Origin of the sequence: Pedobacter sp. UBA5917 (assembly GCF_002432345.1) — a bacterium.
GTDB lineage: Bacteria > Bacteroidota > Bacteroidia > Sphingobacteriales > Sphingobacteriaceae > Pedobacter.
Map to the genome: position 1 here is coordinate 1 of NZ_DJDT01000365.1, position 14,951 is coordinate 14,951.

Annotated in this window: 7 protein-coding genes and 1 pseudogene; 6 read left to right on the forward strand and 2 right to left on the reverse strand. The window is 41.4% G+C overall.

The genetic code is table 11. The features are described 5' to 3' along the window. Positions 1–188: 188 nt before the first annotated feature. Entirely contained in the window at positions 189–836 is a 648-nt protein-coding gene (locus tag B2V92_RS25385; protein WP_293313380.1) for a LexA family transcriptional regulator, read from the reverse strand. A gap of 94 nt (positions 837–930) precedes the next feature. Here B2V92_RS25385 and B2V92_RS25390 point away from each other — a divergent pair, with 94 nt between their 5' ends. Beyond that, positions 931–2,088, forward strand: coding sequence for a hypothetical protein (locus B2V92_RS25390; RefSeq protein ID WP_293313382.1), 1,158 nt, complete (start codon positions 931–933; stop codon positions 2,086–2,088). Between the two features lie 17 nt (positions 2,089–2,105). Here B2V92_RS25390 and B2V92_RS25395 read toward each other — a convergent pair whose 3' ends face one another. Then, a complete protein-coding gene (locus tag B2V92_RS25395) occupies positions 2,106–6,152 on the reverse strand; it encodes a hybrid sensor histidine kinase/response regulator (protein ID WP_293313384.1) in 4,047 nt (1,348 codons plus the stop codon). A 199-nt stretch (positions 6,153–6,351) separates the two neighbouring features. Between B2V92_RS25395 and B2V92_RS25400 the strand changes: the two genes are divergently transcribed. The 5 genes and pseudogenes from B2V92_RS25400 to B2V92_RS25420 form a co-directional block, all read left to right on the forward strand. Next, entirely contained in the window at positions 6,352–9,558 is a 3,207-nt protein-coding gene (locus B2V92_RS25400) for a SusC/RagA family TonB-linked outer membrane protein (RefSeq protein ID WP_293313386.1), read from the forward strand. Positions 9,559–9,579: 21 nt separating this feature from the next. Further along, positions 9,580–11,481: a RagB/SusD family nutrient uptake outer membrane protein gene (locus tag B2V92_RS25405; RefSeq protein WP_293313388.1), complete on the forward strand. Its 1,902-nt coding sequence runs from the start codon at positions 9,580–9,582 to the stop codon at positions 11,479–11,481. Positions 11,482–11,504: 23 nt separating this feature from the next. Then, entirely contained in the window at positions 11,505–12,428 is a 924-nt protein-coding gene (locus tag B2V92_RS25410) for a DUF5017 domain-containing protein (protein ID WP_293313390.1), read from the forward strand. A 16-nt stretch (positions 12,429–12,444) separates the two neighbouring features. Next, on the forward strand, positions 12,445–14,505 hold the full coding sequence (locus B2V92_RS25415; protein ID WP_293313391.1) for a polysaccharide lyase 8 family protein: 2,061 nt from the start codon (positions 12,445–12,447) through the stop codon (positions 14,503–14,505). Between the two features lie 18 nt (positions 14,506–14,523). Further along, positions 14,524–14,951: pseudogene (locus B2V92_RS25420) on the forward strand (glucuronyl hydrolase); the annotation flags it as partial.

Genomic DNA, 14,951 nt, shown 5'->3' on the forward strand with positions numbered 1-14,951 from the left:
TTGGCAGTTTGCAATTAACAATCAAGCAATTCAACAATAAACATTTCGCATGTACAGTTAACCGATTAACCAATGCGACAGTTTTCAGTTGGCAGTTTACAATTAACAATTCCTCAATTTAGCAATCCAATAAACATTTCGCATGTACAGTTAACCGATTAACCAATTTATACAGTTAACCCAAATCACTAAATAACATTCCTGGTAATTTTCCCCTTAATAATATAAAGCGATTGGATATTCTTTTTACTGATTACGGTATCTCCCTTAAAATTCGGGTTTGATGAACGGAGGATAAGTTTAGTGTTATCACGGTGCTGAAAAATAAGTTTTATGGTTCGTAAACTGTTGCTGTATTCGTCCGTCATCACCACATAAGCTTCGCCCCATTGTAGGATTTCTAAATTGGTAATTTCTTTAACTGCAATAATTTCACCGGCAGCATATTTAGGATACATACTATCGCCATAAACGGGCAAATAAGCCGTACAATCATTAAACGGTAAATAGTTTACCAGATACTCAGCCTTTTCTTCTTCCACTATAAAATCTTTAATATCTGATAAGCTCATATCGAAATATGGAACGCCCTCTTTGGGGATGCCACCGCCCGGATTCTTTTTAAAAAACGGTTCGCCTGTTCCGTTTTCGAGCCATGCTTTGTTTACATCGAATTTAAGTTCGAGTTTATCTTTGATAGCATTTGATACATGGATTCTTTCGCGTAAAATATCTGATAAGGAACCCTGTTTGATATTCAGCGCTGCTGCAAAATCCTTTTGGGTTCTAAATCCCAATAAATCCATTAGAGTTTTTAAGCGCTGATTTTCATTCATGTGAAAAAATGTTAATAAGTTATGTGAAATTATATATAGTTTAACTAATTTTATTTTGCTAAATTTGTTAGCTAAGATAATCAAAATTAAGCTAATGGAAAATACCTCTCATTTTAAAAAAGAAACCATAGGTTTTATTAATGCCATCGAAAGTTTTTTTGCTATGGGCAGTATCAGCAACAGTTTACAGTTTTTAAAAAGCTGGTTAAACCCACCGCAGAACGAATGCGAATTTTCGCCACAGAAACATCCGGCACAGCTGGTGCGTTTTTATGAAAAACTATTGCCGCTTTTCGAATATTCTGATCTTATCTTTAACCATAATGATGCTGATACAGCTTTTGTAAAAGCCATATCAGCCGACGAAAATAGTTTGGAACGAGAATCGGTACTGTTGGATTATTGTCCGAAGTTGCTGAGCAAGAGCGAAATGAAAAACCCAAAACTCACCTTTCTCGATATGTTCCTGTTCTTTCAATCGCCTGGTTACAAAGCCAGTTATAATGAGTGGCTATTGGCCGGCTTGGAGAACACGCTCGATCAGGAATGGGACGGGGATATTTACCCCCTTTATGGAAATACCAAAAAAATGCTCGAAGCCTGTTGGCTCATCCACGAAAGGATTATTACCAAAAACAGTTTCAAAAGTATCGATCGGTATTACCATTTGGCTGTATTCGAAAGTGCCTCGCCTTTGGCTTTTGATAAAACACTTTTCGAAAATCCGTTTGCTGTAATCGAATCGTTTTTCGCACTCGATAACCTGGCAGGGCACAAGGCCTATCTTAAAAACTGGTATAAAATCGCTTTATCCAAAACAAGCCATGTAAGCAATAGTTCAGATTATTTTTTCCTGTATAACCAGTTTACGCAATTATTAAATGCCGGTTATTTAATTGCAGCTAAAAAACTGGTTTACCGGGCAACAGTTGGTGAAACAGATGATATAGCCAATGTAGCATTCCAGATTCAATTATGTGAGGTAAATACCCTTGCGCCAGTGCATGCTAAAAATCCCTATCTGTTTATTGAAACTTTTTTTGTGCCCGAAAAAATTAAACAGTTGCGTGCAGGGCTTTTAGAGTGGTTGCATGCGGCTTTTAGTTCCAACAGCAGTATTAAACTGATGGATAAAGAATATTTATTTGAGCAATATGAAAATATGCTGATGATTATAGAGGCATTTTTTCTGGTGATTAATGATCCATCGTTGGCTAAGGAAGAAGAGGAGAACTGGATTTACCTGGAATAGTTTACAGGGCAGGTTTTTTATTGTTCGCTACCCATAAACTCGCTCGGTGTTTTACCGAAATGCTTTTTAAACTCCGAGCTAAAATATTTCCGATCGCTAAAACCTACCGAGTAAGCAATCTCAGCAATATTGCCACCACCCTGTTTTAGCAGTTGAGCGGCTCTTTTTATCCTTAAGGATTTGATGAAATCGTTTACAGAAAGATCGGTTAGCGCCCTTATTTTTTTATAAAGCACTGGTTGGCTCATGCCTATTTCTGCGGCCAGGGTAGGTACATCAAAATCAGGATCGGCAATACGTTCTTCAATTACATGGATAATTTTGTTCAGGAAGTTTTGTTCGGTGGTATTGATTACCAGATTCTTCGGTTCGAGCGTAATTACCTGCGCAAACTTTTGTTTGATGGTTTCGCGGGCGCTTAAAAGGTTCTGGATATTGAGTTCTAGTATTTTTAGGTTAAAGGGTTTCATGATGTAGGCATCGGCCCCGTTTTCGAAACCATTAATCTGGTGTACATAAGCCGAGCGGGCGGTTAACAGTATCACGGGGATATGGCTGGTACTCTCGTCGGTTTTTAATTTACGGCACAATTCCAGCCCGTCCATTACAGGCATCATTACATCGCTGATAATCAGATCGGGGATCAGTTCTAAAGCATAGGCCAAACCTGTAGCACCGTTTTCGCGCTCATAAATATTATATTTTGAGCTCAGTGCGTTTTTAATGAAAGTCCGTACATCTTCATTATCCTCAACCAGTAAAATAGTCTTTTTGTCGGCATCGGCAACTGGTAATACATTGGCATTTTCTTTTGTGAGGTATTCTGATACCGGAATATTATAATTGGCCGGATCATCACCATAAACATCATCAGCTATAAAATCATCCTTACTAAAATGATCTTTACCGATCTTTAAACTCACCGAAAAGCAGGTTTCTCCCAAATTCTGATCCGTTTTGGGTATGCTGCTGAAAGAGATTTGGCCATGGTGCAGCTCAACAATGCTTTTCGAAAGTGATAGTCCGAGGCCTGTACCAATGGTTGAAGTGGTATTGGCCTGATAAAAATTGCTAAACAGATTGGCCTGGTTTTCTAAAGCAATGCCTTTTCCGTTATCGCTAATTTGGATGTTAACATTTTGAAGCGCTTTAGAGATTTTTAAGCTGATTTTGCCATTTACAAGGGTAAACTTAAAGGCATTGGATAACAGGTTGAACAATACCTTTTCCATTTGTACCTTATCAAAATAAAGCGCTATTTCTGGCTCATCGCTTTCAAAATTATAATCGATGTTTTTAGAAATCGCCATGTTCTGGAAAGCCAGGAATATTTCCCCGCAGAATTTTACCACATCGTCCTGGCTTACATGTAAGGTCATTTTTCCGCTTTCGGCCTTTCTGAAATCAAGCAGTTCGGTAACCAGGTTCATCAGGCGATCGGCATTGTTTTTAATCGGTTGCAGCTCGCGGTTCAGTGCAGGATCTTCTTTTGCGTTTTCAATCAGTTTTTCCAGCGGTCCAACAATTAGTGTTAGCGGTGTACGGATCTCGTGTGAAATATTGGTGAAAAATTCGAGTTTATGCTCGTTAATTTCCTTCTCTTTTTTAAGTACTGCCCTGATCAATAAATAACGTACAAATACAATGGCTATGGCTGCAAAAGCACAAAAATAAGTTAGGTATGCCCACCAGCTTTTATAAAAGGGAGGTTTAACAATAATGCTGATCTTACGGATATTGGCACCCGAAATGCCATCATTATTAAGTCCCTTAACCATAAAAGTATAACTACCAGGTGGCAGGTTGGTGTAAGAAGCTGCAGGGATGCTTACCTCGTTCCAATTTTTTTCGAAACCATCCAGTTTATAGGCATAGCGGTTTTTTTCGGGTTTTATAAAATTAAGCAGCGCGAAACTTAAACTAAAAGTATTCTGGTTACTCGCAAATACCAGCTTATTTTTTAAACCGATATTCTGATCAAGAATACCATCTTCTGCCTTAATTTTTACAGTTTGGTTATCCACTTTTACACCGGTGATCACTAACGACGCAGCTTTGATATTGGTTTGGATGTGATCGGGATAAAAGCTGATGAATCCATTGTAACCGCCAAAAAACATTTCCCCGCTGGTGTTTTTAAAAAAGGCATTGGCGTTAAATTCATTGCCTGGCAAACCATCGGCTACGGTATAATTTTTAAAAGTTTTGTTTTTAGGGTTAAACATCGATAAACCATTGGCCGTACTGATCCACAGGTTATCCTTATCATCTTCTAAAACACCCAATACATTATCGTTAGGTAAACCATTTTTTACCGTATAAGTGATGATTTTATTCTCCTTTTGATGATAACAGATAAGTCCCTGGTTGTTGGTGCAGATGTAAACTTCCTTATTCCGGGTTTCGGCAATACCGTTTACATAATATTCCAAAACCTTTTTTGTTTTTGGATCTTTTAAAGTGTAGAACTCTTTTTTGTCGATGTTATAGATGCAGAGTCCGTTGGTGGTACCAAAATAAACGCGATCGGTTACCAACATACTTTTAACCCTTCCCGCATCGGGGAAATTGGCCGGCAGTTTGAAATTGTAAAACTTTGTTTTTTCAGGGTTGGAAATTTTAATGCCATTTCGCTGGGTGGCTGCATATAACCGGCCATCCCTGTCTTCGGCCACAGCGGTAACCTCATCGGGTACATCTTCCTGTTTTGAACTGAAATCGAAACTGCCGAAACTGCCTTTTTTGCTATCGTAAAAGTTAAGTCCGCCCGAATGTGTGCCGATCCAGAGTTTACCCTTTTTATCGAGTATAATTTTTTTGATCAGATTAGATCTGATGGAATTGCTGCGGCCATCGCTTCTAAAAGCTGTGAATTTATTGGTAAGCCGGTTAAAATAGTTTAATCCACCACCTTCGGTACCGATCCACAGGTTTTGGCGTTCATCTTCGGCAAAGGTGCTTATGGCATTGTTGCTTACACTCGAAGTATTTTTGTTGGTGCTGTAGATGTTGAATGCGGTAGTGTAAGGATAATTGATATTTACCCCGCCAAAATAAGTACCTGCCCAGATAGATCCGTTTTGATCTTTATATAAACGGTGGACAGAGTTCTGGCTCAAACTTTTTTTGTCGCCCGGATCGTACTGTAGATTGGTAAAGGTAAATTGCTGCGTATCCAACACGCTGATTCCGTCCAGTGTGCCTATCCATAACTTGCCGGCATCATCTAAAACCATCGTCCTAATGGTGTTGTTTACCAGAGAATTTGTCTGTGCCGAATGTTTAAAAACCTTAAAAGTTTTGTCCGAAGGGTTGAAAAGATTCAGACCGTTATCCTGCGTACTCACCCATAGTTTATGTTGACGGTCTTCTATAATTCCGGTAATGTAATTCTCACTGATATCTCCTGCTTTTCCTTCGTGTTTAAAAATTTCGGTTTGGTAAGCACCGTTTTTAAAGGTCATTTTTAACAGGCCGTTTGATGTGCCCACCCAGATATTACCCTCATGATCCTGTTTTACAGCCCTGATGTTATGGTATGATCTATTTACTGATTGATTGCCGAAAAATACTTTGATTTTGGAGGTATCGCCATTAAGCAAAAGATTTAAGCCGTTTAGGGTGCCGATCCATACGTTGCCCTGTTTATCTCCGGTAATGCAGTTGATTACATTGCTGCTGATGCCATTTGGTTTCGAGTAAATGCGTTCGAAATTATCGGTTTTTTCGTTGTAGCGGTTTAAACCTCTGTCTGTTCCCACCCACAGGTTTTTGTGCTGGTCGGAAAAAAGATTGATCACGTAATTGGACGAAATGGAAAACGGATCGGTTGCCGAAGATTGATAAACTTTGATGTTGTAACCATCATAACGGTTTAAACCGTAGCGGGTGCCAAACCACATAAAACCATTTTTATCCTGTGTAATGGCCAGTACAGAAGTTTGCGATAAACCTTTCTCTACACCCAAATGATCGAACTGTATGGGCTGCTGGCTTTTTGCGGGGAACAGGAATCCCAAAAACAGGCTTGCACAGAGCAAATATTTTAGGGATCGGGTAAACATGGGATAATTGGTTATGGTTGTTTTGGCTGCTTAAAAGTATGGTTTAAAAGCATTTTTGCCAAATATTTAGAAAATTCACCCTAAATATTTAGAAAATTCACCCCTCCAAAAAAAGCTTATGCTATAAGTTTGTTCTTAGATGGCGCTGTAAAAAAGCAAAGCGATCAACTAACAACCAATAACCAAAAAACCAACAACTATGAGTAAACTCTACATCCCGTGGAGAATGGATATGAAGCCGCATATCTTTCTTTTTCTTAAACGCTTATTATTACTCACTATTCTGCTCCTTGGCCATGTTAATGTTTTTGCACAGGGTAAAACCATTATCGGGGTAGTTACCGACGAAAGTAAACAAACGGTACCCGGCGTATCGGTTACGGTAAAAGGAACCAAAACCACTACGCAGACCGATGCCGACGGAAGGTTTAAAATACAGGCACTGGCTACCGATCAACTCGTATTCAATTATGTAGGTTATGCCTCGCAATCGGTTACGGTTGGCGCCAGAACCACAATAAACGTTTCTTTAAAATCGTCAATAACCGGCTTGAGCGATGTGGTGGTAGTGGGGTATGGCACTACTAAAAGGGCCGATCTTACCGGTGCGGTAGGTTCGGTAAATATGAAAGACCTGGAGCAGGCACCTGTTAAATCGTTCGATCAGGCCCTGGCCGGACGTGTGGCAGGAGTTCAGGTATCAACCAACGATGGGCAGCCGGGAGCTACCGCCAATATCGTCATCCGTGGTGCGGGCTCCATCTCGCAGGATAACTCGCCACTTTATGTGATCGATGGTTTCCCTTCGGAAGACGCTAATGCCAATTCGATCAATCCATCCGATATCGAAAGCATCGATGTATTAAAAGATGCATCGGCTACAGCCATTTATGGTGCACGCGGATCGAACGGTGTAGTATTGATTACCACCAAAAGAGGTAAAGCAGGCAAACCGCAGTTGAGTTACAATGCCTATTATGGTACGCAAAAATCGCCCGATAAAATCCCGGTGATGAACGCTTTTGAATTTGTAAAATACGTTAAAGAACTCAATTCTGTTTTTGCCGATTCGGTTTATCTCAAAAATGGGGTAACTATAAACGATTATCAAAATGTACAAAGTTTGGATATGCAGGATTACATTTTCCAGAACGGGCAGAACCAGAACCACGATATTGCTTTAAGGGGAGGGAACGATAAAACAACCTATTCCATCTCAGGAAATTATAACGATCAGAAAGGGATTGTAAAGTTCAGCGGATTTAAACGTTACCAGGGCCGTTTTGTACTCGATCAGAATGTAACCGATAAATTAAAGGCTGGTGTAAACGTAAACTATGCCTATAGCGAAACTTTTGGTACACCGATTTCGGCCACTAATTTTTATGCCTCTTCGGTACTGTTGTATTCGGTTTGGGGCTATCGTCCGGCTGCAGCGCTTTCGGGCAGAGACCAGGGCACCAATCTGATCGATTCGTTTTACGATCCAACAAACGAACTTGCCAATAACCAGGATTACCGCGTAAACCCATTGATCAGTTTAGAAAACCAGAAAACCGTTTATAAAGCCACTACGATGGTAGCCAATGGTTATGCGGAATATGCTTTTACACCCAAATTAAAATTAAGGCTGGCAGCAGGTATTACCAATGCCAATACCGAAACCAATATTTTTAATAATTCTTTAACACAATCGGGCAGTAAATGGAATTCATCAGGCCCTAACGGAACTTATGCCACCAGCCCAAGTTTCAACTGGTTAAATGATAATACTTTAACCTATAAAAATACTTTTAATAAAGACCATAATTTAACTGTTTTGGTGGGTTATTCTGCACAGCGCAGCAAAAGTTCGTACCGCTCGATATATGCTTCGCAGATTACCAACGAAAGTTTGGGGATAGATGCTTTGGATCTTGTACCAGCAGCAAATACAGTTGTCAACTCACGCAGTTCGGTTTGGACACTGCAATCTTTCCTGGGCAGGCTGAATTATGACTTTAAAGGAAAATACCTTTTAACGGCCAGTTTCAGGGCAGATGGATCGTCGAAATTTGCACCGGGCAAACGTTGGGGTTATTTCCCTTCTGCATCTGCAGGGTGGAGATTCAGCCAGGAAAGCTTTCTGAAAGATGCCACCTGGTTATCTGATGGTAAATTACGTATCGGTTATGGCGAATCGGGAAATAACAGGGTGGGCGATTTTGCCTATCTGCCACAGTTAAACCTGGGCAACACCCAATATTGGTATTCGTTTAACGGCAAACCCGTAGCCATTGGTTCGGTAATTACGGCAGCAGGCAATTACGATTTACAATGGGAAACCAATACACAGACCAATATCGGTTTAGATCTTAGCTTTTTTAAAAACCGCTTGGGTTTAACGGCCGATATTTATAAAAGAGTAACCAACGATTTATTGTTGAATGCACAATTGCCTTATGCAAGCGGTGTGCAGAGTGGCACCGGATTTAAAAACATCGGGAGTTTAGAAAACCGAGGTCTCGAAATTACTTTGAACAGTACCAATATCCAAACCAAAAATTTCCGCTGGACGAGTAATTTCAACATCAGTTTTAACAAAAACAAGATTTTAGAGTTAACAGAAGGACAAAATTCGCTTTTAGCAGGCTCGGGAACATTTTTTAATACCACTTACACCAGTTTGTCGCCATATATCTCGGTAAAGGGGCGTTCGGTGGGCGAAATGTATGGATTGATTTTCGACGGGGTTTACCAGTATGCTGATTTTGATAAAATGCCAAACGGATCGTACCTGCTTAAACCAAACATTACTACAAATGGCTCAACAAGGGCATCAATCCAGCCGGGTGATATCAAATACAAAGATTTAAACGGCGATTTGGTGGTAAATAATAACGATTATACCATTATCGGTCGCGGTTTGCCAATCCACACCGGTGGTTTTAGCAATAATTTCAGTTATAAAAACTGGGATCTGGGCGTTTTCCTGCAGTGGTCGTACGGCAATAACATCATCAATGCCAACCGTTATGTTTTTGAGGGCGGTATTGTAACCAACCCGAACTTAAACCAATATGCTTCTTTCGAAAACCGTTGGGCACCAGGCAACCAGAACAACGACCTTTTTAGGGCAGGTGGAATGGCTGCGGCAAATTATTCATCCCGTGTGGTTGAAGATGGATCGTACCTCAGGTTAAAAACCGTTCAATTGGGTTATAATTTTTCGAACAAAATTCTTAAAAGCATTGGTATGTCGAAACTGCGTTTAAATGCATCGGCCCAAAACCTGCTCACCATTACCGGTTATTCGGGGCTGGATCCCGAGGCTTCATCAAGGCCGAGTAACCTTACGCCAGGCTTTGATTATGGAACTTATCCGCAATCGTTTACGGTAACCTTTGGTTTAAACGCAACATTTTAATCACCATTAAAAGATAAGACAATGAAAAATAAATATATCCTTGCTTTTTTATTTGTGATGGGTTTATCATCATGCAAGAAATTTTTAGATACCGAACCTACCGATTTTTATAGTCCATCCAATTATTACGAAACGGCAGATCAGTTACAGGTAGCGCTTAACGGCATTTACAGCAACATGATGTACGAACGGATGTACGGGCAGGTGCTGAACTTTAATTTTGTAAGTGCAACCGACGAAATGCTGCCGAACCGACCGGTAAACGGCGAAGCCCGCGGATTGTATTATTCGTACGATGCCGGTCACGCTTACGTTGCCGATGTTTGGCGCTGGCCCTATCTGGGAATTAACAATGCCAATGTGCTGATCGATAATATCAACAAACCCACGATGGATGAAAAACAGCGTGGTTACATCAAAGGCCAGGCTTTATTTTTAAGGGCTTATAATTACTTTATCCTTACCACCAATTTTGGCGAAGTTCCGCTTATTTTGCATAGTCCGGGCATTGCCGAAACCAATATTCCGGCCTCTTCCCAGGCTACGGTGTACGCGCAAATTGTGGCCGATTTAAAAGAAGCCGAAACTTTATTGCAGGGCAGAACAGCGGCCAGTTTAGGTTATAACGATCAGGTTACCATTACTGCGGTGCAGGCCATGCTGGCACGTGTGTACCTGTATTGGGCCGGTTATCCTACCAACGATGCCACTAAATATGCTGATGTGATTACCTATGCCGATAAAGTAATCAATTCAGGTCTACATGCCTTAAATCCTGATTATAAACAGGTATTTATTAATTTGTGTCAGGATAAGTATGATGTTAAAGAAGATATTTTAGAATGGGGATCGGCCGGTGCCGCTGCTGGTGTAACCAATAAAACCGGTAACGATATCGGAAATTTTGTAGGTATCCAATCGGCCATACTTACCGTAAACGGGGCCTTCGATCCTGCATCATATGCCGCGGTTGGCTGGGTACAGACCACTAAGAAGTTATTCGATAGTTACGAAGTGGAGCCCAGCAGTACCTTGGTGAACAAAGCCTCTTTGGATACGCGTAGAGACTGGAACTGTGCCGATTTCATCTGGACAGTAAATACCACAACAGCTACGAGAGTTAAAACTGATAAACCTAATCCATGGCAGATGATGTGCGGGAAATTCCGCCGCGAATATGCTCCCGAAGCTTCAAGGAATCTTGGTACTTACAATATCAACTGGCCGGTAATCCGCTACTCGGATGTACTGTTGATGAAAGCTGAAGCCGAAAACCAGGTAAATGGACCAACTGCAGCTGCTTACGATGCCATTAACCTGGTAAGGAAAAGAGGTTATGGTACGATGTACGGCAATATTGTTAAAAACATTACTGTGGTAAATGGAGGTTCGGGTTACAGTGCAACCAACCTGCCTGTGGTTACCATCAGTGGTGGCGGTGGCTCTGGTGCAACAGGTGTTGCCATCGTTTCTACTGCTGGTGTGGTTACCGGAATTAAATTAACCAGCCGCGGAAACTTAACCGCTGCAGGTCCGTATTTTACCAGTGCGCCAAGCGTAAGCATTGCTGCGCCAGCATCGGGTGTAACGGCTACCGCAACTGCAAGCATTACCAATGGGAACGAATATCTGCTCAGGCCAGGATTAAACAAAGCTGATTTCCAATTGGCCATCAGGGACGAACGCATGCGCGAACTGTGTTTTGAGGCCTACCGCAAGGCGGACCTGATCCGCTGGGGTAATTTTGTAGGTGATATGCAGGCTTTTGCCAACTATGCAGTGGCAAACGGTGTTTCTGCAACCACTGGAAATGCCATCGGTTATTCAGGGATTACCGGAATTACCCAAAGGCATGTGTTTTTGCCCAAGCCAACCTACGAGTTAAACTTAAACAAGGCCCTGGTTCAAAATCCTGGATATTAATTCACGTCAAAACAGAAATAAAGATGAAATATCTATTCAATATATGTTTGCTTGCAGGTTTGTGTTTTACCGCCTGCAAAAAAGACCTCACTACCGATGCCCCAACCGCTGGCATCAATTTAAACAATTCGCGTTCCAGCATTGGCGATACACTGGTATTTAAACTGGGCGATACCTGTAAATTTTCGCTTGATGGTTATGCCGATAATATTGTTTTTTGGGCAGGTACCATAGGCAACAAATACGAATACCGCGATAGGGCAATGGCATTGGGCATACCAACGCTATCATTTACCAGTACGGCACAGTTTGGTGCGCAGACCAATACTTTACAGGTTTTGGCCACCAATAAACTGCCAGCGAGGGATTCGGCCACTGTGGTAAATGCTGCCTGGACAAACATCACCGCTCGTACACCTTTGGCTACCAGCGCCACAGCGGTAAATACCGGTAATGTTAATTTATCCGATCTGGTAAGTGGCATCAACGATTCGCTTTTTATCGCCTTTAAATATTCGGGTGTAACGGGTTCTACACAAAGAACCTGGACCATTACCAATTACACCGTTAACAATGTTTTAGCTGACTACAGCTATAATTTGGGCTCATTGGTAAACGATAATGCCTATTGGACGAGATATGGCAATGTTTGGAATCCAGCAACCGCCAGATGGGTGCCTACAACAACGGCGCTAACCATTATTGGTGGTACAGCAACCGCACCCACAAATACAAGTTGGATTGTGAGTAAAGCACTTTATGTAGGTCGCGTATCTCCTGATGTTTCTACGGCAACCGTAAAAAACATCACCGCATCGGCAACTACTGCTTACGCCTATAAATATGGGGCTGTAGGCAAATACAAAGCAACATTTGTTTCTTATAATGTTAATCCCAACGAAAGTAAAACAAGCATTAAGGAATTTAACATCAAAGTGATCCAGTAAGCAAAGCCGATAAAAAATGATAAAATTAAAAATACTGTTACTCCTGTTCTTCTTGTGTTTTACCACGCTTTTTGCTGTAGCGCAGCAAGAAACAAGTGCGGTAATTATGGAACGCATTACCCAGGACCTGCAGCTGGGCATAAACGATGGTGTACTGGCAAAAAGGATAAACAAGGATTTACCATCTTTAAATGCTGATGGAAGCTGGGCCGACATTAATTATACCGACGCACAGTACGATCCGTTAAAACGGATCAAGGATATGGCAACGGCTTATATACGTCCAACGAACAAACTCTATAACAATGCAGAAATTTATGCTGCTATTGTTAAGTCATTGCAAAACTGGCTGGATAAAAACCCGAAGAACAAAAACTGGTGGTATAACGATATCTTTTATCCACAAGCCATTGGGCAAATTTTAATCCTGATGCGGAATGCCAAAACACAGCTACCAACCGAGCTGGAAAAAGCATTGATCACCAGGATGATCCGGAAATTAAAAGCCGGCGATGGTGCCAATACTTCTGATGAAGCGCTACATTTTCTGTACCGCGGCTGTTTAACCAAAAACAAAGCTACTTTAGATTCGGCAGCGAAATACCTTTACGAACCGATTTCTATTGCTGATGGAAAGGAAGGCGTTCAGGTAGACGGCAGTTATTACCAACACGGTAAACAACAGGCCATTGCCAGTTATGGGAAGGTATTTGCAGGAAATTCGGTTAATGCAGCTTTCTATTTACGCGGAACGGAATATGCTTTACCGAAAGATCAGCTGGCTATTTTGGTTAATTATCTTAAAAATACCTTTCTAAAAACCATTAGGGGATCGTTTTACGATTTCAATGTACGTGGTCGTGGTATTAGCCGTAAAGATTCGCTAAGCAGCGGCATGGGCGGGATGGTAAACAAGATTAAACTGTTCGATCCTGAAAATGCGGCTTATTGGGATGCTGCTATTAAACGTACTTCAGGAGCGCAGGCACCAAGTTATAAAATTGAACCCTCGCATACCCAGTTCTGGAAAAGTGGTTATACGCTGCACCTCCGTTCTGGCTATACTTTTAGTGTGCAAACTGCTTCAACCAGAACGCTCCGTACCGAACGTGGAAACAATGAAAATGTTTTGGGGAAATTTCTTCCCGATGGGGCAACCAATATCCAGCGCAGCGGATCAGAATATGCCAATTTAATGCCGGTTTGGGAGTGGGACAAAATTCCCGGTACCACCAGCAGGGATTACCCTGATGATAAAGGCGTAACCATCCAAAAGGAGTGGGGCATACCCGGAACCACCAAATTTGTAGGTGGGGTTAGCGATGGTATTTACGGTGTATCGTGCTACGATTTAAACTACGATAGCGTTCAGGCCAAAAAAGCATGGTTCTTTTTTGATAAAGAGGTGGTTTGTTTAGGCGCCGGAATCAGAAGTAATGCAAAAGAAAATATTACCACAACGGTTAATCAAGCCTGGTTACGTGGAGAGGTTTTTTCTTCAAAAGGAAATGGCGAAAAATGGGCTATCCACGATAGTATTGGGTATATTTTTCCACAGGGTGGGGAATTGGAAATTAGCAGTGAGCCCCAAACCGGTAGTTGGCACCGCATCAACTATTTTCAAAGCAATACCGAACTCAAGCACAATGTATTTAAGATCTGGTTAAACCATGGCTCAAATCCCCAAAATGCAGGTTATCAATACATCGTTGTGCCTGGGGTTGACGCAGCCGGATTAAAAAAATACGACAGCTCACTGATACAGGTTTTAAAAAATACAGAAGATTTGCAGGCGGTAAAACATACAGGTTTAAATATGCTGCAGGCCGTTTTTTATAAAGCAGGCAATTTGTCGGCTGATGGAATATCGCTCTCTGTCGATCAGCCTTGTACGGTCTACATCAAAAACCTGAACAGTAAAAACCCAACGCTTTACATTGCCGATCCGACACAGGAAAATGCTACCGTTAATATATCGTTAAAGCTGCCAGGCCTATCTAAAATCAAAAATATCAACTGTAATCTGCCTAAAGGCGCACAGGCCGGAGCTACTGCAAATTTTAATATAAAAGAATAATAAGCTACTAAAATAAAGATGAAAAAAACCAATTTAATTGCCGCATTACTCATGCTAACAGGGCTAAATACTTTTGCCCAAACCGAAAAGAAGCCGATGGCACAACTGATCAACGATGAATTTAAATTTGCTGCCGATCAGTATAAAGTGCTTGCCAAAAACATTCCGGCAGGTAAAACACCACAGACATTTGAAAACGGTAAACCTGTAAATTATGATATCAAATGGTGGTGCAGCGGTTTCTATTCAGGCAGTTTGTGGTATATCTATGAGCAAACCAAAGATGCGGGCATTAAACAGGAAGCTGAAGCAGCCTTAAAAGTAATAGAACCCAACCAAACTTATACCGGCAACCACGATCTGGGTTTTATGATGTACTGCAGTTTCGGAAATGCTTACCGTTTAACGGGCAAACCCGAATATAAAGCCGTAATCCAGCGCTCTTC

Bases quoted from the DNA above. Each gene is read 5' to 3' on its own strand.
- B2V92_RS25385 (WP_293313380.1), bottom strand. From the start codon at position 836: ATGAATGAAAATCAGCGCTTAAAAACTCTAATGGATTTATTGGGATTT.
- B2V92_RS25390 (WP_293313382.1), top strand. From the start codon at position 931: ATGGAAAATACCTCTCATTTTAAAAAAGAAACCATAGGTTTTATTAAT.
- B2V92_RS25395 (WP_293313384.1), bottom strand. From the start codon at position 6,152: ATGTTTACCCGATCCCTAAAATATTTGCTCTGTGCAAGCCTGTTTTTG.
- B2V92_RS25400 (WP_293313386.1), top strand. From the start codon at position 6,352: ATGAGTAAACTCTACATCCCGTGGAGAATGGATATGAAGCCGCATATC.
- B2V92_RS25405 (WP_293313388.1), top strand. From the start codon at position 9,580: ATGAAAAATAAATATATCCTTGCTTTTTTATTTGTGATGGGTTTATCA.
- B2V92_RS25410 (WP_293313390.1), top strand. From the start codon at position 11,505: ATGAAATATCTATTCAATATATGTTTGCTTGCAGGTTTGTGTTTTACC.
- B2V92_RS25415 (WP_293313391.1), top strand. From the start codon at position 12,445: ATGATAAAATTAAAAATACTGTTACTCCTGTTCTTCTTGTGTTTTACC.